Genomic DNA, 22065 nt, shown 5'->3' with positions numbered 1-22065 from the left:
TTGATCCCGCGCACCTCGTTGATGATCCGGTTGGAAACCCGTCCGAGCAGGCTGTGCGGCAGCTCGGCCCAGTCGGCGGTCATGAAGTCCTGCGTATCGACCGCGCGTAGTGCGACGACATATTCGTAGCTTCGCCCATCGCCCATGACGCCGACCGATCTTACGGGTAGAAAGACGGCGAAGGCTTGGCTGGTCTTGTCGTACCAGCCGGCCGCCCGCAGTTCGTCGATGAAGATGGCGTCGGCGCGTCGGAGCAGGTCGGCAAATTCTGGCTTCACTTCGCCGAGAATTCGTACGCCGAGACCCGGGCCGGGGAAGGGGTGGCGGTAAACAAGGTCGTGTGGCAGGCCAAGCGCGATACCGAGTTCGCGCACTTCGTCCTTGAACAGCTCACGCAAGGGTTCGAGTAGAAAGAGATCGAGCGTTTCGGGCAGGCCGCCGACATTGTGATGGCTCTTGATCGTATGCGCTTTCTTGCTTTTCGCCCCGGCAGACTCGATCACATCGGGATAGATCGTTCCCTGGGCCAGCCACTTGGCGTTCTTGAGTTTGTCCGCCTGGCTACGGAAGACTTCGACGAACTCATGGCCGATTGCCCGCCGCTTCTCCTCGGGGTCGCTGATTCCCTGCAGACGGTGCATGAAGCGATCAGTCGCATCGACATGGATCAGCTTGACGCCGAGGTCGCGGGAAAAGGTCGCCATCACCTGCTCGGCCTCATTCAGGCGCAGCAGGCCGTTGTCTACGAAGACACACGTGAGCTGTTCACCGATCGCTCGATGGATCAGCGCCGCGGCGACTGCCGAATCGACACCGCCCGACAGGCCCAGGATCACCTCGTCGTCGCCGACCTGACGACGCACAGCGGCGATCGCTTCGGGAATGTAGTCGGGCATGTTCCAGTCGTGTGCGCAGCCACAGATTTCGTGCACGAAGCGTCCGATGATCTCTTTTCCTTTGATCGTATGCGTCACTTCGGGATGGAACTGCACGCCATAATACCCACGGGTCTCGTCGGCCATTGCTGCGATGGGTGATGACTCGTTGCTGCCGATGACGGTGAAGCCCGGCGGCAAGCGGCTGACCTTGTCGCCGTGACTCATCCAGACTTCGAGCAGGCCGTGGCCATTCTTCGTCCGCTGATCTTCGATTCCTTTCAGCAGGCGCGAATGTCCATGCGCCCGCATCACCGCAAATCCGAATTCGCGCTGCGCTGAGCTGTCGACTTCTCCGCCGAGCTGCACCGCCATCGTCTGCATGCCGTAGCAGATGCCGAGGACGGGTACGCCAAGTTCGAAAACGGCTTGTGGTGCGCGAAAGTCGCCGGCCTCGTAGACCGAGTTCGGCCCGCCGGAAAGGATGATGCCGCGTGGTTTGAAATCCCGAATGAACTCGTCGGGTACGTCGTAGGGGTGGAGCTCGCAGTAAACCTGCTGCTCACGTACTCGCCGGGCGATAAGCTGTGCGACCTGTGAGCCAAAGTCAAGGATCAGAATCTTCGTGTGCGACATGGCGAGACCTCGATAAACGGTGGCAAGCATTGGCCGGCAGCCGACCCGTCGGTCAACACCTTAGTCTATATGGTAATTGGGTGCTTCCTTGGTGATCTGTACGTCGTGTACGTGCGACTCACGGACACCCGCTGCGGTGATTTCGACGAAGGTCGCTCTTGCATGCATCTCGTCGATCGTGCGGCAACCGAGATAGCCCATCGACGAACGCAAGCCACCCATCAACTGATGAATCACGGCGAGGACGGAGCCCTTGTACGGGACGCGTCCCTCGATTCCTTCCGGCACCAGCTTGTCCAGGTTGGCGGTGCCGTCCTGAAAGTAGCGGTCGGCCGCTCCTGCTGCCATGGCGCCGATCGAACCCATGCCGCGGTACGACTTGTACGAACGGCCCTGGAAGAGTTCCACCTCGCCGGGCGCCTCTTCAGTGCCGGCAAGCAGGCCGCCGAGCATGACGGTGTCGCCACCCGCAGCGATCGCCTTGGAAATGTCGCCGGAATAGCGTATGCCTCCGTCGGCCACCATCGGCACGCCGCTGTCGGCGAGGGCCTCGCGCACCATCTGGATGGCGGTGATCTGTGGTACGCCGACGCCGGCGACGATGCGCGTGGTGCAGATCGAACCCGGACCGATGCCAACCTTGACGGCATCGGCACCGTGATCGATCATCGCGCGCGCAGCTTCGCCGGTGGCGATGTTGCCGCCTATGACTTCCACCGTGAAGTTCTTCTTGATCCAGGCGACGCGCTCGAGGACGGCTTGCGAATGCCCGTGCGCAGTGTCGACGACCAGCACGTCGACACCGGCTTCGGCAAGAAGCTCGATGCGCTCCTCAGTTCCCGGGCCGACGCCTACCGCCGCGCCGACGCGCAGCCGGCCGGCCGCATCCTTGCTCGCTTCCGGGTGCTCGGTCGTCTTGATGATGTCCTTGACGGTGATCAAGCCGCGCAACTCGAAGGCATCATTGACGACGAGCACACGTTCGAGCCGATGCTTGTGGATCAGCGCCTTTCCTTCTTCGACGGTCGCTCCCTCCTGCACGGTCACCAGGCGCTCGCGCGGCGTCATGATGTTGCGTACCGGCTGATCGAGATTGGTTTCGAAGCGAAGGTCGCGGTTGGTGACGATACCGACGACGATCTGGCCATCGAGCACCGGGAACCCCGAAATTTTGTGCTGGCGGGTGAGTCCGAGCACGTCGCGCACCGACATGTTGGGCGATACGGTGATCGGGTCCTTGAGCACGCCCGACTCGAAGCGTTTGACCTTGGCGACTTCGGCTGCCTGCAGCTTTGGGTTGAGGTTCTTGTGTACGATGCCGATGCCGCCCTCCTGGGCCAGCGCGATGGCCAGGCGGCTCTCGGTGACCGTGTCCATCGCGGCCGATACCAGCGGAAGATTGAGGCTGATATTGCGCGTCAGGCGCGTCCGCAGAGCCACTTCACGCGGCATGATGGCAGAGTGGGCGGGGACGAGGAGCACGTCATCGAACGTGAGCGCCTTGGGTATGAAACGCATCGCCTATAATCCGAGGTCACAAAAAAGTATTATACAGCCTGCCCACCTTTGACGAATCGACGATGATGAAGCTGATCAAGCGCTTTACCTTCGGTGTTGCCCTGATGGTTGCGACTGCTGTCGCGCAGGCGCAGATCTACCAGTGGCAGGACGCCAACAAGAAGACAGTGATCTCCGATCGGCCGCCTCCGAGCAGTTCGGCGCAGCAGCAGAAGAAGTATAGTGCGGAGACGCCTGAGGCGGCGGCAGCAAACGCTCCGTCGCTGGCCGATCGCGAGATGGACTTCCGCAAGCGGCAGAAGGACGCGCGCGAACAGGCCGAGAAGAGCGAGGCCGAGCAGCGCGCTGCGAACGATCGCCAGGAGGCCTGTGTCACCGCGCGACGCGCGTTGCAGGTGCTCGAGTCCGGCGAGCGTGTTGCTCTGCGCAACAGTGCCGGCGAGCGCTACTATCTGGACGACACGCAACGCGCAGCGGAAATCGAGCGTACCCGGCAGGCTGTGCAAACCAACTGCCGGGCAAATCCGGTGCGCTGAGGTGCGCTAAACGGTTTCCGCGTCGCCGGCGCCTTTTTTCATCACCTTGCCGGCGGCGGCGCGTTGCTTGCGGATCTCTTTCGGGTCAGCCAGCAGAGGTCGGTAGATCTCGATCCGGTCGTGGTCGCGCAGGACGGCGTCGAGTTTGGTCAGCTTGGCAAAGATGCCGACCTTGTTTTTTGTCAGATCGATTTCCGGATGTTTGTCGAGCAATCCGGAGAGTTCGATCGCCTGACGAACCGAGGTTCCGGCCGGCACCTTCAGGGCGATCAGTTGTTGTCGTGCGGGCAGGGCATAGATGAGCTGGATGTTGATCGCTTCAGACATGCGGTGCTCTCTGCATCTGGTTGGCACGCTTGACGAACGCATCGATGAAGGTGTTTGCGATCTGGCTGAAAACCGGTCCGATCGCCTTTTCCAGCATTCGGCTGGAAAACTCGTACGACAACTGGAAGTCGATCTTGCAGGCGTGTGCGGCGAGCGTGGTGAAACGCCATAAGCCGTCGAGCCGGCGAAACGGCCCGTCGACCAGCGTGATTCTCATCCACAACGGAGACTCCTTGTCGTTTGCCGTCGTGAAGTGAGACTTGACGTTGCGATAGTTGATATGCACCGTCGCTACCGTCTTGCTGGCATCGCGGTACTGGCAGAGCGTCTGGCTGCACCAGGGCAGAAACTCTGGATAGTCTTCGACGCGGTCGACCAGGTCGAACATTTCCTGCGATGAACGTTCGATCAACACCGATTTCTTGACCGTGGCCATCCTTAGCCGAGCCTCGTGTTTCCTGTAGAATGGGCCATTCTAGCATTCTCGCGGAGTGCTTTTCAGAGAAACCGGACCATGACCATCGTTGCCAACAAGAAGGCTTTTCATGACTATTTCATAGAGGAGAAGATTGAAGCCGGGCTGGTGCTCGAGGGGTGGGAGGTCAAGGCGATTCGTGGTGGGCGAGCAAGCGTCAAGGAAGCCTACGTTGTGCTGCGTGACGGCGAAGTGTTTCTCTTTGGCATGCACGTTACTCCCTTGCTCGCCGCCTCGTCGCACGTCAGGCCGGAGCCCTTGCGGACGCGCAAGCTGCTCTTGCATCAGAGACAGATCAACCGGCTGATCGGGCAGGTGGAACGTGCCGGGTACACGCTGGTGCCACTGAATCTGCACTTCCAGCGCGGGCGCGTCAAACTCGAAATCGGCTTGGCCAAGGGCAAGAAGCAGTACGACAAGCGTGAGTCGGAGAAGGAACGTGACTGGCAGCGCGAGAAGGCGCGCCTGCTGCGGGTCAAGGCCTGAGCCGGCGCTCAGTCGACGTTCGGCCGGGGTTTGCCGATGTGGTAGCCTTGAGCGTAATCGACGCCGAAAGTGCGCAACATGTTCAGCGTGCGCTCATCTTCGACGAACTCGGCAACCGTCTTCTTGCCGAAGCCCCGCGCCACTTCGGCCAGCGCGCGCACGAACACCTGGTCGTCCGGGCTGTCCACCAGCGTGCGTACGAAGGACCCGTCGATCTTCACATAGTCGATTGGCAACTGTTTGATATAGTTGAACGATGAGAAGCCGACCCCGAAGTCGTCGAGGGAGAATGCACAACCCAGTTCGCGCACCGCGTGAATGAAGCTGCGGGCCGCCGGGAAGTCGGAAACGGCGGCCGTTTCGGTAATTTCGAAGACGACGTTGGCAAGCAGCAGCGGGTTGCGGGTGAACTCGTCGCGGATGAACGCGAGGAGGCGGGGATCGTTGATGCTGAGGCCGGAGAGATTGATCGAGAACTTGAAGTGCCGGCCGACAGCGGACAAGGCGTGCATCCGTCGTCCGACCAGCCGGATCACCTGGCGGTCGATCTCGCGAATCAGGCCGCTGTTCTCGGCCACTTCCATGAAGGCGCCAGGGAGTATCAGCGAGCCGTCGCTTCCCTGAATACGGACCAGCGCTTCGTAGTGGCTGACTTGCCGGGCGTGAATGTCGAGTATCGGCTGATAATGGACGATCAGACGGTTTTCGCTCAAGGCGCGGTTGATCGCCTCTTCCCAGTATAGGCGGCTCTGCATCTTTTCCTGCACGCCTTCGCCTTCCGAGTAGAGGTGCCAGCCGGCACCCCCCTTCGACTTCGCCTGGTACATCGCAATGTCGGCGTTGGCGAGCAGTTGCTTGACGTCCATGCGGGCGCCGGAAAATACGACGATGCCTATGCTGGCGGATACGCGGTGCTTGGCGCCAAGGCCGGCAAATCTGATCTCCGCCAGGCGTTGATTGATCTTCTCGGCGACCTGGACGGCACCTTCGCGATCGCATTCGTGCAGAAGAACCCCTAGTTCGTCGCCGCCAAGTCGGCCCAGCAGGTCGCTGGCGCGTGCCACATGGCTGACTTCAGTGGCCACGATGCGCAGCAGCGAGTCGCCGGCCTGGTGACCGCTGAGGTCGTTCACGTACTTGAAGCCATCCAGGTCGAGGTAGAGCAGCGCACCGTCCAGCCCGGTGAGCCGTGCGTTGACCAGAGCCTGATCGAGTTCGTGTTGGAAGTGTTGGCGGTTGGCAAGTCCGGTCAGCGGATCGTGCTCGGCGAGGTAGCTGACGTGCAGCTCGGCGCGCTTGCGCTCGGTGTGATCGATGCCGACCGAGAGAATCATCACGGGTTCGCCGGGGCGGCCCGACAGGCGCGAGTGATTCCAGGTGATTTCGTACGATCGGCCGTTCGTTCCGATCAGAATCGACTCGAGCTGCACGTGTTGACGATCACCGGCGGCGATGCGTTGCAGCGCCTGGTGGATGACCGTTCCGGCCGATCCTTCCGGGCAGACCAGCTCGAAGAAACGCTTGCCGGGAAGATCATCCTCTTGCCAGCCCGAGAGCAAGCGCCCGTAGCGATTCAGGGTGACGATGCGGCCATCGGCATGCTGGGTGAGAATGATCACCTGTGCTGTGTCGAGCAGGCTGCGGCTGAAGTCGCGCTCGATCGAGATACGTTGCAGCATGCCCTGCATGTCGGCCGAGTGGGCCTCGACCTCACGTTCGAGTGTTTCCAGACGATAGGAAAGGGCGATCGCGGCTTCGTCCAGGCTGTCGATCTCGTCATCGACGAAACGGCGACCGCGCGGGATGATGCGCGCGCGCGCTTCGGCGAAGGCGCTGCGACCGAGCAGGGGGATCGCGCGTACGGCGCGTGTCATTCGCTGCAGCGGTGCGTTGACCAGCAGGGCGAGCAGGAGCAGGGCGAGGACAGACGCCAGGAACTCACCCTGCAGGCGGTTCCAGACCGACTTGCGAATGTTCGCCAGCGCGTCGGTAACGTCGTCGATGATCACCAGCAGGGCGGGCGATGGCGCCACATCGGGAGCGTCGAGCGAGAGGAACGACACATCGAACTGGCTGCTGTCGTGCGCGACGAGGCGCCAGGAGCTGCCCCCGGCGGGCACCGTCGGCAGCGTGGCAAGTTCTTCGAGTAGCGGCAGATTGCGTTCGGCGCGACTCAGCCCCACGACCCGCAGGCCGAGTCTGGGCAGCGCATTCTTGTCGGTCGTTTGCGACATCCGGGTGAGCACGCCGAGGTCGGCGCCCGACAGGCGGTTGAACGAGACGACCACATCGGCCAGCGAACTGCCGAGAACGACGGCGCCTGCTACCCGGCCCTGAGCGAGAATCGGTGCTGCGGCGAATTGCGTACAGAGACTTCCGCAGCGTGTCCAGTGCATCGCTCGTTCGTGCGCGATGACCGTTCGCACGTGGGCATCAAGGTCTACTTCGGCGAACGACGAATTTCGCCAGTCTGCCAAGGGCTGGCCACTGCGTGCATAAACCTGCATCGAGTCGATGCCGAAATCCAGTTGCAGGGCCGACCAATAGCTATCGAAATGTTGCAACACGAGCAGGTTGCTCCCTTCGTTCTGGGTCAGTCCCGAGCGCAGGTCGTCGAGTGCCGCGAGCATGCCGGCCAGCGCCTGCAGGCGCTGGCCGAACTCGCTGCGCAGGGCGAATGCCTGCGCCATCAGGCGCTCGCGCGTCGCCGCTCTCTGCAGTTCGAAACGGCTGGTCAAATCCTGGAAGTGCAGCCAGGACAACGCGCTGTTCACCGAGAGCAGAACTCCGCCCAGCATCAGCAGCACTTTCCACTTCAGACTGAGGAACCTGAGACCGCTGCGGGCGGGTGGGCGGTAGCGATCGACAGCCATCAGGCAGGCACGCGTCTAAAAGCGAAACGATGCCAGGAACATCACCATGTCCCAGCGGCGACGCAGGGTATGCACGTCGGGGTTATCCTGCGCGGCGAGAAAACCGGTTCCATTTACGCGATGATATTCGGCGCGCAGCATGAACTCCGGTGTCACATCGAAGCGGATGCCGGTTGTCCAGTCGCGCGCGAAGCGTGAGAACGCCGGTTGTCGGGTTGCTGCAGCGAACGCCTTGCCGTCCCGGTCATGCATGTCGGCGTAGAACGCGTCGTAGCGCAGAAGTACCTCCCACTGCGGAGCGAACCGGTAGCTCGCCTGCAGATAGTAGCTCTGGCCGACCGCGTGGCTATCGGGAAAGTAGGGTCCGAAACCGCTCACCGACGTGCGCCGGATCGCGTATTCGCCGGTCAGACTCCAGCGCTCGGCATTGTATTGCCCGGAGAAGATCAACGGCGTCAGCTTGAATCGGCCGGCGCGCAAACGATCTACCGTGCCCGGTCGGTAGCTGAGATCAAGTTGCAAGGCGGTGAACGCCAAGCGGTAGCGGTTGCCGGCGCCTTCGTAGAGCAACTGCAGGTCAGGTGCCAGTCGGGCTTCGAGCTCGCCCGGCGGACTCGAGAGAAACAGCGCTACTTTGGCCGCTTCCGTTTGTGTCTTCGGTTCACCCAGGGCGAAACTGGCGGTCAGGCTCCCTGTCTCGCCGTAGCGCTCGGCGTACAGTTCGACGCCGTCCGCCGAAACGGTCAGATTGCGCGTCCGCTCGAAATAGATCGACTGCGGAAGGATGATACTCGGCCGGGTAAAAGCCACATCTCGGGTCTTGTTATACAGTCCATACGCGGTCTTCAGGCGGCCAAGGCGGAGGCCGGCCCGCCCATGCTCGCTGGACAAGGCAGTCCAGTCGACCAGGCCGTAATCGAGGCGCACGCTGCCGTCGTCGGTTCCCCCGGCGCGGTGCGAAAGCAACTCTGCCGATAGCTGGATGTCGGGAACCAGCCGCCACGACGCGTTGACACCGATTTCGCGGAAGTCGTGGCTGACTTGGCCATCGCTCTCGCCAAGAAAATTGTTGTCGGTCGTGTGCACCAGACCTTGCGAAACGAAGCCGTGTACCTTGAGGTCGCCCCCGGCCAGGTCGAAAGCATCTGCGGTCAGCGTCGAGAAGAAGGACGCGACGAGCAGAGCGATGCGCAGCGCAGGCCTAGCGAACCTTGAGAACACGTACATTCTGGTTAACCTCGCTCGCTTTGACGTAACCAATTGCTCCTGGGGTAGACGCCACGCGCACCAGCATTTCCTGGGCAGAAGCGACCTGCTCAGGGTATTGGCCCTGCCCGGAAAAGACCTGACGATCCCACGCCATGCGCAGTTGGTGCGGAAACACCTGCAGGACCGTCTTGCTGAATGTCGCGTGGTCGGGAGCATCATCCCTGAGGACAAAAACCTTGACCGGTGTATCCCCTGGCCATTTCTGCAGGAGCATGCCAAAGATGGCGCGCAGCGATGCGCGCGCGAGGGCCTCCTCGCTGGTCGCCGGGAAAGCAATGGCGACCATCGACGGCTCGCTGGTCTGCGCCTTTACGCTGGCGATCAGGAGGACGAGTGAGAGCGCGTACAGCGCCACCGCTCGCACGAGAAAACTAACGAATTTAATGGAAAGACGCTCGTCCATCGGGGCGCATCGTACCAGACAAAGAGCCTGGCGACGCAGGTTTCGCGTGTGGCGCGGCGCCGCGCGCAGTGGCGCTCAGATTCCGGAACCGCCCTCTTCCAGGGATCCAGAGGGTGCCGCAAAGACCTTAATCTGGCGTGGTTTCAGCCAGACCTGTTGGCCCTTTGCCAGGGTCAGCGCAGCGGCGCGGTCGCGCGTCAGCTCGACCTCGATGAGCTCGCTGCCATGCGCCAGTTCGACTCGTACGAGCGGGCCGATTGCGTGCACTTCCTGCACCGTTGCCTGCAGGCTTCCGCTGACCGGCCGATGCTCGATTTCGATGTCGTGCGGGCGGACGAAGGCCATTGCCTCGCTCGACGTTGCGCGTTCGGGAACGCTCCGTTCGACATCAGCCCAGGCGCCGTGCAGCCGGCTGTGGAAGACATTGACATTGCCCAGGAATTGGTAGACGAAAGGTGATGCGGGGTTGGAATACACTTCGTCGGGCGAGCCGATCTGTTCGATACGCCCGTGGTTCATGACGACCACCCGGTCGGCGACCTCGAGCGCCTCCTCCTGGTCATGCGTGACGAAGACGCTGGAAATGTGCATTTCATCGTGCAGCCGGCGCAGCCAGCGGCGCAATTCCTTGCGCACCTTGGTATCGAGTGCGCCGAACGGCTCGTCGAGCAGGAGGACTTTCGGCTCGACGGCGAGGGCGCGGGCAAGGGCGATTCGCTGTCGTTGTCCGCCCGAGAGCTGCGAGGGGTAGCGGTCGGCGAGCCAGTCGAGCTGGACCAGCTTGAGCAGTGCATCGACCCGCCGGCGGATTTCGCTTTCCACCGGGCGCAGCTTGCGTGCCTTGACGCGCAGGCCGAAGGCGACGTTCTCGAAGACCGACATGTGGCGGAAAAGCGCATAGTGCTGGAAGACGAATCCCACGTTGCGTTCGCGCGCGTGCAGGTGGGTTGCCTCCTCACCGGCAAACAGAACCTGGCCTGTATCGGCCGACTCCATTCCGGCGATGATGCGTAGCAGTGTCGTCTTGCCGCAACCCGAGGGACCGAGCAGGGCGACGAGCTCGCCACCTGGAATGTCGAGGTTGATGTCCTGGAGCGCTACGAAGTTGCCGAAGCGCTTTCCGAGCGAACGTATTTCAATGCTCATGGCTTCCCATATGGATAGATAGCCTCGTGCCTGGCGGCGGCCACGCTGGTCTCGGCACTTGCCTTCATGGTCGCTCGGGAGTCAGGCTGGTGGCCAGCATCTGTGTCTCACGGCGAATCCGCCACTCGACGATGCTCTTCGCGGCAAGCGTGACGAGCGCCAGCAGGGCGAGCACCGACGCGGCCGCGAAGGCACCGACTGCGTTGTATTCGTTGTAGAGAATCTCCACGTGCAAAGGCAAGGTGTTGGTTTCACCTCGGATGTGCCCGGAAACCACCGAGACCGCGCCGAATTCACCCATGGCACGCGCATTCGCCAGGATTACGCCGTAAAGCAGGCCCCACTTGATGTTGGGCAAGGTGACCCGGCGAAACATCTGCCAACCGCTGGCGCCGAGGGATATGGCGGCTTCCTCCTCGTCCTTGCCCTGCGCCTGCATCAGCGGGATCAGTTCGCGTGCGACGAAAGGAAAGGTGATGAACATCGTGACGATGATGATCGCCGGCAGGGCGAAGACGATCTTGATCTCGTGCGCGGCCAGCCAAGGTCCGAAGATGCCCTGAGCACCAAAGATCAGAAGAAAGACGAGTCCGACGACCACCGGCGAAACCGCAAACGGCAGGTCGATCAAGGTGATCAGGAGGCTCTTGCCACGGAAATCGAACTTGGCGATGGCCCAGGCGGCGGCGATACCAAAGAGGATGTTGCCGGGCAAAACGCACAGCGCGACGAGCAGGGTCAGGCCGATCGCCGAGCGCGCCTCGGGGTCGGAAAGCGCGTCGCGATAAGCTGGCCAGCCGGCAGCCAGCGCTTCGACGAACACGGCTAGCAAGGGGAGCGCCAGGAAGAAGAAGAGGAAGCCCAGGGCAAGCGTCAGCAGAAGGTAGCGCAACCAGCCGGGTTCGCTGTTTGCGCGCCGGATTCCGGTGGTCGTCATGGCTTGCCTCCGGTGCTCGGGCGGGTGTTCCCGTGATGGCGGTTGGCCGCCCACCACTGCAGCGTATTGACGGCGAGCAGCAGGGCAAAGGAGATCAGGAGCATGACGACGGCGAGCGCGGTTGCGCCAACGACATCGTACTGTTCAAGCTTCGAGATGATCAGCAGCGGGGTAATCTCCGAGATCAGGGGCATGTTGCCGGCGATGAAGATAACCGATCCGTACTCACCAATCGAGCGCGAGAAGGCGAGTGTGAAGCCGGTCAGCAAGGCGGGAAAGAGGCCCGGAAAGACGACCCGGACAAAGGTCTGCAAGCGCGATGCGCCAAGCGATGCGGCGGCTTCCTCGACTTCCGGCTCGATGTCCTCGATCACCGGTTGCAGTGTGCGCACGACGAAGGGCAGGCCGATGAAGGTCAGCGCCACGACGATGCCGAGTGGCGTGAAGGCAACCTTGACGCCGAACGACTCGGCGTACCGGCCGATCCAGCCATTGCTCGAATAGAGCGTGGCGAGCGTGATCCCGGCGACCGCTGTGGGTAGCGCAAAAGGCAGATCGACCAGCGCATCGATCAGCCGCTTGCCAGGAAACGAGTAACGAACCAGAACCCAGGCGACGATCAGGCCGAACACCGCGTTGATCAGAGCGGCGAGCAGCGAGGCGCCAAAGGTGATTCGGTACGAAGCGAGCGCCCGCTCGCCCGTGGCCATCTCCCAGAACTCGTAAAAACTCAGGTGACTGGCCTTGAAGCCAAGGCCGGAGAGCGGCAATAGAACGAGGAGCGACAGGTATACCAGCGCGCAGCCGAGCGACAGCGAAAAACCAGGCAGGACGCGTGCGGGGTGCGAGCGGGTGGAAGGCATCGTAGGTATCGTTCGCGAAATCGGCGCCGCCGGCGAGCGAGCAGGCGGCAGCGCGCGCTGGCAGGTGGTCTACTTGAGCTGGTAGATCTGGTCGAAAGTGCCGCCATCCTTGAAATGCGTCGGAAAGGCGCGCGCCCAGCCACCAAAGGTATCATCAACAGTGAAGGTCCTGATCGGCGGAAACTGCTGGGCATACTTCTTGAGCAAGGCTGTGTCGCGGGGTCGCAAGTAGTTTTGTGCGGCGTTCTCCTGGCCGGCCGGTGACCAGAGAAAGTCGAGGTAAGCCTGAGCCTGCTTGCGCGTTCCCTTCTTGTCGACGACCTTGTCGACGATGGCGACGGGAAACTCGGTGAGTATCGACCAGGACGGGTAGACGACCTCGAACTCACCTTTGCCGAACTCACGGGCGATCAACTCGGCCTCGCTTTCGAAGGAGATCAGCACATCGCCGATCTTGCGCTGCATGAAGGTCGTCGTTGCGTCGCGTCCGCCGGCAGCAAAGAGTGGCGCGTTCTTGAGCAGCCGGGAAACGAAGTCCTGTGCCGTCCGCTCGCTGCCGCCCGGCTGTTTGAGCGCATAACCCCACGCGGCCAAATACGTGTAGCGCCCGTTGCCGGTGTTCTTCGGGTGCGGAAGAATCACCTGTACCCCGGGCTTGACGACGTCCGGCCAGTCTTTCAGCGCCTTCGGATTGCCCTGGCGGACGATGAAGACCATGGTCGAAGTGTAGGGCGATGCGTTGGTCGGAAAGCGCTTGGCGTAATCGCGGGCAACCAGACCCTTTTCGGCAAGAAAGTCCACGTCCGAGGCCTGATTCATCGTCACCACATCGGCTTCAAGCCCGTCAGCCACCGCCCGCACCTGTTTGCTCGACCCCGCGTGCGACTGCCTGAGCTCGATGGTCTCGCCGGTCTGGGCCTTCCAGTGCTTCTGGAACAGCGGGTTATAGTCCTTGTAGAAGTCGCGCGCAACGTCGTACGAGACGTTGAGCAGGTTGCTTTGCGCAGACGCCGTCAGGGCCAGGAAGGCGCAGGTCAGCGCGGCCGATAGCCGGCGAAAACGATTGGCGAATCTTATCCACATGCGTCTAGTCTCGAGCGATTCGGGAAGCGCGTCACTATAGCCAATGGGAATAGAACTGCAAAGTATCCTTGTCTATTTGTTTATAGCTGAAGCGTATATAGACGCAGAGCGCCCAGGGGCGCTGCCGAGCGGGAAGGGTAGCGCGGCGCGCTTCTATCGCGGTGTCTGGCGGTGCTCGCCGGGCAACGCGTCCCATGTGCGCAAAAAAAAGCCACGGCAAAGCGTGGCTTGGGGTGATGCACGGGGTGACTATCACACGCGCGTCGGTGACCTCCCGCTGGCCGAAGCGCTCTCCATCCAGCGCTTGATCCTGTTCGCATCGCCGATGCGCGTCTGCTTGCCGGCCGCGTCGAGCAGGACAATGACCACTGGCTTTTCCGCGACGCGCGCCTGCATCACCAGACACTTTCCAGCTTCCTGGATGTAGCCGGTTTTCGACAGACCGATCTCCCAGGTCGGACTGCTGACCAACTGGTTGGTATTGTGAAACTCGATTTCCCGACCGTTGACCTCAGCGCGCGCACCGGTCGTCGTCGAGAATTCGCGAATCAGCGGGTAGCGATGTGCTGCGGCGACCATCCGCGCCAAGTCGCGTGCGGTGGACACGTTGTTGCTGCTCAGGCCGGTCGGATCCTCAAAGCGCGTGCTGCTCATTCCGAGTGCGGCAGCCTTGCGATTCATCGCGGCAACGAAGGCGGCAAGGCCGCCCGGGTAGTTGCGGCCGAGCGCGTTGGCGGCACGGTTTTCCGACGACATCAGAGCAAGCAGCAAGGCCGTTTCACGTGTGAGCACGGTACCCACATGCAGGCGTGAGCGGCTGCCGCGCAGATAGTCAACATCTTCTTCGGTGATCGTGATTGGCGCCTGCAGACTGGGCATGCTGTCGAGGACGACCATCGCGGTCATCACTTTCGTGATCGACGCGATCGGCAGGACGGCCTGTGAATTCTTTTCGTAGAGCGCCTCGCTGCTGTCTTGCGCGACGACCAGCGCAGAGCCGGAATGGACGGCAAGCTGGCTCGGCTCCTGCCAGAGATCGGGAGGGCTCGCCAGGGCATGCCGGACGCTCTTCTTCGGCTCGGCCAGCGCAAGGCGGTGGCTGGCTGGCCCCGGCTGCACCTTCTTCGCGGCTTGCGCCAGGCTGCGACCGGGCGCTTTCGCCGGCGCTGCTGCCAACTGGCTCGCGTGGCGCGAGCTCGTGCGCGATGTTGGCGCGGCCAATTGGCGCGCAGCGTTTCGGGTCGCGGTAGTCTGGGGCTTGCCGGCACTGGGCGCGGGTTTGGTGCTGCCCGCCTTGGTCAGACTCTTGCGGGCGGCAGGTTCGGCTGCGCGGGCTTGTCGAGAGGCTGGCGCCTTGCCCTTGTTTACGGCTGGTGCCGCCTGCTTGGCGGCTGCTTCGGCTTTGCCCTTGGGCTTGCCGGCCGCCTGCGCGAAGTCGATCGAGAGCACCGTGGCACTCAGCAACACGGCCAAAAAAACGGCTGCCCGCAGCACGCTGCGCATAGTTAACCTCCTGCTCAATTCATATCCTACTCCATTCTACACCAGTCCTCGGATGAGCTACAAGATCCCAATTAGAAATAACAGGATATCCATCGTTTATGAGGTTCAACCTGAGGAGCATTCCTTACGCGTCGAAAAAGGCCTTCAGGTCGTCTACACGGTCCATTGCGTCCTTGTAACCGAGCGCGATCAGGGTCTCGGTGTAGGCTTTTTCGAAAAGCAGATAGCTGGTCAGCGCTCCTCCGCGCCGGTTCATCGCGCCCAGGCTGTGGAGCAGCGTGCGCACCGGCCAGGGCAGCGCGTGCGCATTGCGCGCGGCGAGGTAATCCAGCCGTTCCGACGGCGAAATGATCAGCGAGCGCAATGGTCGTAGCCCGAGCGCCGACTCGCTGTTCCGTTCGTGCGGGATCAGGGCAAGCGTGCGATTGACACGCTCGATTCGTTCGGCATCGATGGCCAGCCCATCGAGGAAGATCGAAGAAAGCACATGGCCGATGATCTGCGCTGGCGTCGGGTAGCGACGCGAACTCTGGCGCGGCAGCGAGTCGACCGTCTGCGCGACGCCGATGATCAGAACCTTCCTTGCGCCGAGGTGGATCGCCGGCGAGACGGGCGCCAGTTGGCGCATCGAGCCATCGCCGAAATACTCGCGGTTGAGGTGAACAGCGGGAAAGATGAACGGAATGGCGCTGGAGGCGAGCAGGTGATCGACCGTCAGTTCGGTTCGACATCCGGCCCGCTGTGCCCGCCGCCAAGTCTGTACCTCTGGATGGGCCTGGAAGAAGCTCACGCTGTGTCCAGAGACATAGCCGGAGGCGGTAATGCTGGCGGCATAGAGTGTGCCGCGATCGATGCTGCGTGCGATGCGGGTGAAATCCAGGCGTTCCTCGAGCAGGCGACGCAGGGGCTGATTGTCGAGCAGCGAGCGCGGGCTGCGTTTGAGCGCCCAACCCAGGAGCAGCGCAGCCAGCCACTTGAGCGCGGTACTGCCGATGCCGAGCGCGTCGGCGCGATAGATCTGGTCAGCGTGCATGTTGCGCCAGACATCAGCCAGTGCATCCACTGCGACACTGAAGTTGGCCGAGTAGCACGCGAGTGTCGCCGCATTGACGGCGCCCGCCGACGCGCCGCAGACGATCGGAAACGGGTTCGGATGGCGCGGCCCGAGCAGATCGCGGATGGCCTGCAGGACGCCAACCTGGTAAGCCGCGCGAGCCCCGCCACCGCCCAGAACCAGCGCCGTACGCTCGTTTGGCATGGCGCGCGCGCCTACTCGTGTCCGGGCAGCGGCCGATGCGCTTGCGGGTGCGCGCTGGCGGCGGCCAAGCGGCGAACGGTGGGCGCTGCAGCAAACATCCTTAGCGTTCGCTCATCAGCTTGTCCACGACGGTCAGCGCGGTCATGTTGACGATTCGCCGTACGGTGGCCGTCGAGGTCAGGATGTGTACCGGTTGCGCGGCGCCGAGCAGAATCGGTCCGATGGTCACGTTATCGCCGGCCGCGACCTTGAGCAGGTTGAACGAAATATTCGCCGCATCGAGCGTCGGCATGATCAGCAGGTTGGCGTGACCCTTCAAGCGCGCATCGCCGGGAAAGACGCGCTGCCGAATCTGCTCGTCGAGCGCCGCATCGCCGTGCATCTCGCCTTCCACTTCCAGGCGCGGGGCGCGCTCCCGGAGCAGGCGCAGGGCTTCGCGCATGCGGTTGGCGGTCGGTGTGTTCTCGGAGCCGAACGAGGAGTGGGACAGCAGAGCAACGCGTGGAGCGAGGCCGAAACGGCGCACCGTGTCGGCGGCAAGCAGCGTCATGTCGACCAACTGCTCGGCCGACGGCTCATAGTTGATGTAGGTGTCGGCGATGAACAGCGTCCGGTCGGGTAGCAGGACCAGGCTCATGGCATACAGATTCCGGACCCCGGGCGCCAGGCCGATGACGTTCTCGACATAGGTGCGATGCACGGCATGCTGACCAAAGGTCCCGCAGACCAGTCCGTCGGCGTCTCCCATGCGCACCATCATGGCGCCGAAGAGCGATGCGCGGCGGCGAACTTCGCGCCGGGCGAAGTCGCTCGACACGCCCTTACGCTCCATCAGGCGGCGGTACTCGCGCCAGTAGAGGTCGAAGTGCTCGTCGAAGAACGGCTTTTCGTCCGCGTGGACGATCTCGAAATCGGCGCCGGGGCGTACGCGCAGGTTCAGCGCCTCGAGTTTGCCGGCGATGTCACCCGGGTGGCCGATCAGGATCGGCCGCGCGATTCCCTCATCAACGATGACCTGCACTGCGCGCAGCACGCGCTCGTCGGTTCCCTCGGCGAAGACGACACGGCGCGGCGCCTGCTTGGCTTGCGAGAAGACCGGTTTCATGATCAGCCCGAAGTGGTAGACGAACTCGTCGAGGCTCTCGCGATACGCCTCGATGTCCTTCAGCGGGCGTGTGGCGACGCCGGAGGCCATCGCCGCAGCGGCGACTGCCGGCGCGATCTTGCCGATCAGCCGCGGATCGAAGGGATTCGGGATCAGGTAGTCCGGCCCGAAGCTGCTGACCTGCTCGCCGTACGCCCGGGCGGCAACTTCCGATTGTTCGACCCGCGCCAGTTCGGCGATCGCCTTGACGGCGGCCAGTTTCATCGCTTCGCTGATCGTGCTGGCGCCCACGTCGAGCGCGCCGCGAAAGATGAACGGAAAACACAGCACGTTGTTGACCTGGTTCGGGTAATCCGAGCGGCCGGTGGCGATGATCGCGTCGCTGCGCACCGCGCGCACGTCCTCCGGCTTGATCTCCGGATTGGGGTTGGCGAGCGCCATGATCAGCGGCTTTGCTGCCATCCGGGCGACCATCTCCTGTTTCAGCACGCCGCCCGCTGACAGGCCGAGGAATACGTCGGCGCCGTCGATCACTTCGCCGAGCGTTCGCGCCTCGGTGTCCTTGGCGTAGCGCGCCTTGATCTCGTCCATCTCTTCGACGCGCCCGACGTAGACCAGGCCATGGATGTCGGTCACCCAGATGTTGTCGACCGGAATGCCGAGCATCACCAGTAGATCGAGGCAGGCGAGTGCGGCGGCGCCGGCCCCTGAGGTGACCACCTTGACCTGGGTCAGATCCTTGTCCTGCAGGTGCAGGCCATTGAGGACCGCCGCGCCAACAACGATGGCTGTTCCGTGCTGATCGTCGTGGAAAACCGGGATCTTCATCCGTTCGCGCAGCTTGCGTTCGATGTGGAAGCACTCCGGCGCCTTGATGTCCTCCAGGTTGATGCCGCCGAAGGTCGGTTCGAGCGAAGCGATGATTTCCACCAGACGGTCAGGATCGCGTTCGTCGATCTCCAGATCGAAGACATCGATGTTGGCAAACTTCTTGAACAGGACGGCCTTGCCTTCCATCACCGGCTTGGCGGCCAGCGGTCCGATTGGCCCCAGGCCGAGTACCGCGGTTCCGTTGGTGATCACGCCGACCAGATTGGCCCGCGCGGTCAGCGCGCTGACGGTCGTCGGGCTGGCCACAATCTCTTCACATGCGGCAGCCACTCCGGGCGAGTAGGCCATCGAAAGATCGTACTGGTTGGTGAGCTGCTTGGTCGGCTGTACGCACAGCTTGCCCGGTTTCGGGTTGCAGTGATAGAAAAGCGCTGCCTTGCGCAACTGTTCCTTTTCCTGGCTCATACCTTACCCTCCTGACGGATTACCTGGTCGGCAGCGGTGGCTGCTGCGGGCTTGTTCTGGATGATCGGCGGGCCTGCGTGGCGCGCTCGGGTCGCCTGTTCACGCGGCGCGAAGCGCTCGCACGATGAGCAGCGCAGCCTGAACCTGTGGCATAATTACACAAACTCCGTCATCCTTGTAGCACCGCCGCCTAGCATGCTGATTTCAACCAGTTGCACCGGGCTTGTTTCTCGCCAGCCGCGACCGCCGCGTCGCCCCCGACTGGGCTGGACCGACCCCTTCGTCTCCCCGCCTTCTCGGCCAGGCATTGCGCCTGCCGCGCTACGATAACACTGCGTTTCAACTTACCTCGAGAGTGACCACCATGAACCAGACCGTTTCCATCAATGCCCCCGATTACGTCAAACATGAAGGCCTGAAGCAATGGGTTGCCCAGATCGCAGCGCTCACCGAGCCCGCCAGCGTGGTCTGGGCCGACGGTTCGCAGGAGGAATACGATCGTCTGTGCAACGAACTCGTCGAAGCCGGAACCTTCATTCGGCTCAACCCACAGAAGCGCAAGAACTCGTACCTCGCCTTCTCGGATCCCTCCGACGTTGCACGCGTCGAAGACCGCACGTACATCTGCTCGGAAAAGCAGGAAGATGCCGGTCCGACCAACAACTGGGAAGATCCGAAAAAGATGCGCGAAATCCTCGGCGGCCTGTTCAAGGGCTGCATGAAGGGGCGCACGATGTATGTCATCCCGTTCTCGATGGGCCCGATCGGTTCGCCGATTGCGCAGATTGGCGTCGAGATCAGCGACAGTGCGTATGTCGTCGTCAACATGCGCATCATGACCCGGATGGGCAAGGCGGTGTTCCCGGTTCTCGGTACCGACGGTGCCTTCGTTCCCTGTGTGCACACGATCGGTGCGCCGAAGGAGCCTGGTCAGAAGGATCCGCGCTGGCCGTGCAATCCGACGACCAAGTACATCGTTCATTACCCCGAGACGCGCGAGATCTGGTCCTACGGCTCGGGCTACGGCGGCAACGCGCTGCTCGGCAAGAAGTGCCTGGCGCTGCGCATTGCCTCGAACATGGCGCGCGACGACGGATGGATGGCCGAACACATGCTGATCCTTGGCGTCGAGTCGCCGGCAGGCGAGAAGCGCTACGTCGCTGCGGCATTTCCGTCGGCCTGCGGCAAGACCAACTTCGCGATGCTCGTTCCGCCGGCCAGCCTGAGCGGCTGGAAAGTGACGACGATCGGTGACGACATCGCGTGGATCAAGCCGCGCAAGGACAAGGATGGCGTTACCCGCCTCTACGCGATCAACCCGGAAGCCGGCTTCTTCGGCGTTGCCCCGGGGACGAACGAAAAGACCAACTTCAACGCCATGGCTTCGTTGTCCGAGAACACCATCTTCACCAACGTCGCGCTGACCGATGACGGCGACGTGTGGTGGGAAGGCATGGGTCCGCCTCCGGCGCACGCCATCGACTGGCAGGGCAACGACTGGACGCCCGAGATCGCCAAGGAGAAGGGGACGAAAGCGGCGCACCCGAACTCCCGCTTTACGGCTCCGGCGGCGCAGTGCCCGTGCATCGACGAGAACTGGGAGAGCACCGAAGGCGTGCCGATTTCGGCCTTCCTCTTTGGTGGCCGACGCGCCTCGACGGTGCCGCTGGTTTGCCAGACGCGTGACTGGGATTACGGCGTCTACGCTGCCGCCACGCTTGGTTCCGAAACGACCGCAGCGGCATTTGGTCAGCAGGGCGTCGTCCGGCGCGACCCCTTCGCCATGTTGCCGTTCTGCGGCTACAACATGGCCGACTACTACAGCCACTGGCTGAAGATGGGCAAGGCAGTCGACAAACCCCCGCTCATCTTCATGGTCAACTGGTTCCGGATGAACGAGAAGGGCGAGTTTGCCTGGCCTGGTTTCGGCGACAACGCGCGCGTCCTGAAGTGGATCATCGACCGCTGCGAGGGTCGGGTGTCGGCGCGTGAAACCACGCTCGGCTGGATGCCGAATTATGAGGACATGGACTGGAGCGGTGCCAACTTCTCGAAGGATGAATTCGCCGGTGTCACCAGCCTCGACAAGCAGGCCTGGGTGAGCGAACTCGAAGGCGTCAAGGACTGGTTCGGCAAGATGGGCGGCAAGCTGCCGGCCAAGCTCTCCGCCATCCGGGACGAACTCGAACAGCGCTTCCAGGCGGCCTGATGACGACCATCTGGTAAACGAGAAGGCCGCCTGCGGGCGGCCTTTTTTCTTCAGCCTGCGGCTTTGTCCCAGGTTTTCCGCCCGACTTTCAGACCCGCTCGACGACATGCCGACCTTTCCCGCCAGCCGCCTGGCCGACATCGCACCCTTCCATGTGATGGAGCTCCTGACCCGCGCCAAGGCGCTCGAAGCCGAGGGCCGCGATGTCATTCACCTCGAAGTCGGCGAACCCGACTTCCCGACACCCGAACCGATCATTGCGGCCGCGCAGGCACACATTGCCAGCGGCCGCGTCTTCTACACGCCGGCGCTTGGCCTGCCCGAGCTGCGTCGCGCCATTGCCGCTTTCTGTGCCACGCGTTACGATCTCGATTTGCCGGCTGAGCGCATCGTGGTGACTGCCGGCGCTTCCGGGGCGCTGCTCCTGGCGCTTGCCTGTCTCGCCGAGCCGGGCAGCGAATGGCTGGTCAGCGATCCCGGTTACCCGTGCAATCGTCATTTCGTCCGGGCTTTCGAAGGCGTTCCGGTAGGCATCCCGGTTGGCCCGGAAGACAACTTCCAGCCGCACACCTCGGCGCTGGCCGCATATTGGAGCGCCCGCACGGCCGGCGCCTTGCTCGCGTCACCGGCCAATCCAACCGGCACGATGCTTAGCGGCGATGAACTCGCCGATCTGGCAGGCTTCGTTCGCGAACGCCAGGGGCAACTCATCGTCGACGAGATCTATCACGGACTGACTTACGGAGGCAGCGCCGAGACCGCGCTGAAGTATGGCGACGACATTTTCGTCGTGCAGAGCTTTTCCAAGTTCTTCAACATGACTGGTTGGCGGCTCGGCTGGCTGGTCGTTCCCGAGCGCTTTCTGCGCGACATCGAGAAGCTGGCGCAGAACCTCTTCATTTCCCCGTCAAGTCCGGCTCAGCATGCAGCGCTCGCCGCGTTCGCGCCCGCCACGCTCGACATTCTCGAAACGCGCCGGCAGGAATTCCAGCGCCGGCGCGATTTTCTCGTTCCGGCGCTGGAAGACCTCGGTTTCCGCGTCGCAGCCAAGCCGGCGGGCGCGTTCTACGTTTATGCCGACTGCCGAAGTCTTGCCGAGAACAGCGATCGCTTGGCGCGCGAGCTTCTGGAAGCAACCGGCGTCGCCGTCACCCCTGGCCGCGATTTCGGACAGCATGCCCCGCAGCATCACCTGCGCTTTGCCTATACCACACGCGTCGAGCGCTTGCGCGAAGCGATCGAGCGCATCCGGCAGTTTGTCGGCTGA

The 22065-nt window shown here is 62.7% G+C and carries 18 protein-coding genes; 4 read left to right on the top strand and 14 right to left on the bottom strand.

Annotated elements, in window-relative coordinates; all coding sequences use genetic code 11:
- Together guaA and guaB are read right to left on the bottom strand one after the other, a co-directional pair.
- The coding region (gene guaA / locus Q1L59_RS00230; RefSeq protein WP_300327289.1) for a glutamine-hydrolyzing GMP synthase at nucleotides 1–1511 on the bottom strand (1511 nt) is incomplete at its 3' end.
- A 60-nt stretch (nucleotides 1512–1571) separates the two neighbouring features.
- A complete protein-coding gene (guaB, locus tag Q1L59_RS00225; RefSeq protein WP_300327288.1) occupies nucleotides 1572–3029 on the bottom strand; it encodes an IMP dehydrogenase in 1458 nt (485 codons plus the stop codon).
- Between the two features lie 62 nt (nucleotides 3030–3091).
- Here guaB and Q1L59_RS00220 point away from each other — a divergent pair, with 62 nt between their 5' ends.
- Complete coding sequence (locus tag Q1L59_RS00220) at nucleotides 3092–3565, top strand: DUF4124 domain-containing protein (protein WP_300327287.1); 474 nt, start codon at nucleotides 3092–3094, stop codon at nucleotides 3563–3565.
- A 6-nt stretch (nucleotides 3566–3571) separates the two neighbouring features.
- On the opposite strand, the gene Q1L59_RS00215 is transcribed toward Q1L59_RS00220, so the two are convergent.
- Nucleotides 3572–3892 (bottom strand): RnfH family protein, encoded by a 321-nt coding sequence (locus Q1L59_RS00215; protein WP_300327286.1) that lies wholly within the window; start codon nucleotides 3890–3892, stop codon nucleotides 3572–3574.
- Complete coding sequence (locus tag Q1L59_RS00210) at nucleotides 3885–4328, bottom strand: type II toxin-antitoxin system RatA family toxin (RefSeq protein WP_300327285.1); 444 nt, start codon at nucleotides 4326–4328, stop codon at nucleotides 3885–3887. The genes Q1L59_RS00215 and Q1L59_RS00210 overlap by 8 nt, the downstream gene beginning before the upstream one ends.
- Nucleotides 4329–4406: 78 nt before the next feature.
- On the opposite strand from Q1L59_RS00210, the gene smpB reads away from it, so the two are divergent.
- The gene (gene smpB / locus Q1L59_RS00205; protein WP_300327284.1) at nucleotides 4407–4853 is read left to right on the top strand and encodes an SsrA-binding protein SmpB; all 447 of its coding nucleotides are present in this window, start codon (nucleotides 4407–4409) and stop codon (nucleotides 4851–4853) included.
- A gap of 8 nt (nucleotides 4854–4861) precedes the next feature.
- Here smpB and Q1L59_RS00200 read toward each other — a convergent pair whose 3' ends face one another.
- The 10 genes from Q1L59_RS00200 to Q1L59_RS00155 all read right to left on the bottom strand — a co-directional run bounded on the left by Q1L59_RS00200 (nucleotide 4862) and on the right by Q1L59_RS00155 (nucleotide 18589).
- Nucleotides 4862–7651: an EAL domain-containing protein gene (locus Q1L59_RS00200; RefSeq protein ID WP_300327283.1), complete on the bottom strand. Its 2790-nt coding sequence runs from the start codon at nucleotides 7649–7651 to the stop codon at nucleotides 4862–4864.
- Between the two features lie 90 nt (nucleotides 7652–7741).
- Nucleotides 7742–8953 (bottom strand): hypothetical protein, encoded by a 1212-nt coding sequence (locus Q1L59_RS00195; RefSeq protein WP_300327282.1) that lies wholly within the window; start codon nucleotides 8951–8953, stop codon nucleotides 7742–7744.
- The gene (locus tag Q1L59_RS00190) at nucleotides 8928–9398 is read right to left on the bottom strand and encodes a substrate-binding domain-containing protein (RefSeq protein WP_300327281.1); all 471 of its coding nucleotides are present in this window, start codon (nucleotides 9396–9398) and stop codon (nucleotides 8928–8930) included. The genes Q1L59_RS00195 and Q1L59_RS00190 overlap by 26 nt, the downstream gene beginning before the upstream one ends.
- A 75-nt stretch (nucleotides 9399–9473) precedes the next feature.
- Nucleotides 9474–10544 carry a sulfate ABC transporter ATP-binding protein gene (locus Q1L59_RS00185; RefSeq protein ID WP_300327280.1) on the bottom strand — a complete coding sequence of 357 codons (1071 nt, stop codon included), beginning with the start codon at nucleotides 10542–10544 and terminating at the stop codon, nucleotides 9474–9476.
- Between the two features lie 64 nt (nucleotides 10545–10608).
- A complete protein-coding gene (gene cysW, locus Q1L59_RS00180) occupies nucleotides 10609–11481 on the bottom strand; it encodes a sulfate ABC transporter permease subunit CysW (RefSeq protein WP_300327279.1) in 873 nt (290 codons plus the stop codon).
- Entirely contained in the window at nucleotides 11478–12344 is an 867-nt protein-coding gene (gene cysT / locus Q1L59_RS00175; protein WP_300327278.1) for a sulfate ABC transporter permease subunit CysT, read from the bottom strand. Before cysT ends, cysW begins: the two co-directional genes overlap by 4 nt.
- A gap of 69 nt (nucleotides 12345–12413) precedes the next feature.
- Entirely contained in the window at nucleotides 12414–13427 is a 1014-nt protein-coding gene (locus Q1L59_RS00170) for a sulfate ABC transporter substrate-binding protein (protein ID WP_300327277.1), read from the bottom strand.
- A 252-nt stretch (nucleotides 13428–13679) separates the two neighbouring features.
- Nucleotides 13680–14930, bottom strand: coding sequence for a D-alanyl-D-alanine endopeptidase (pbpG, locus tag Q1L59_RS00165; protein WP_300327276.1), 1251 nt, complete (start codon nucleotides 14928–14930; stop codon nucleotides 13680–13682).
- Between the two features lie 124 nt (nucleotides 14931–15054).
- Complete coding sequence (locus Q1L59_RS00160) at nucleotides 15055–16188, bottom strand: patatin-like phospholipase family protein (protein ID WP_300327275.1); 1134 nt, start codon at nucleotides 16186–16188, stop codon at nucleotides 15055–15057.
- Nucleotides 16189–16288: 100 nt separating this feature from the next.
- A complete protein-coding gene (locus Q1L59_RS00155) occupies nucleotides 16289–18589 on the bottom strand; it encodes an NADP-dependent malic enzyme (protein ID WP_300327274.1) in 2301 nt (766 codons plus the stop codon).
- Between the two features lie 364 nt (nucleotides 18590–18953).
- Between Q1L59_RS00155 and Q1L59_RS00150 the strand changes: the two genes are divergently transcribed.
- Together Q1L59_RS00150 and Q1L59_RS00145 are read left to right on the top strand one after the other, a co-directional pair.
- Nucleotides 18954–20798 carry a phosphoenolpyruvate carboxykinase (GTP) gene (locus Q1L59_RS00150; protein ID WP_300327273.1) on the top strand — a complete coding sequence of 615 codons (1845 nt, stop codon included), beginning with the start codon at nucleotides 18954–18956 and terminating at the stop codon, nucleotides 20796–20798.
- Nucleotides 20799–20904: 106 nt separating this feature from the next.
- The gene (locus Q1L59_RS00145) at nucleotides 20905–22065 is read left to right on the top strand and encodes a pyridoxal phosphate-dependent aminotransferase (RefSeq protein WP_300327272.1); all 1161 of its coding nucleotides are present in this window, start codon (nucleotides 20905–20907) and stop codon (nucleotides 22063–22065) included.

It is taken from the genome of Accumulibacter sp., from assembly GCF_029255125.1.
Lineage (GTDB): Bacteria > Pseudomonadota > Gammaproteobacteria > Burkholderiales > Rhodocyclaceae > Accumulibacter.
Note: the sequence above shows the minus strand (reverse complement) of the source record. Positions and strands in the feature narration are given on the sequence as shown.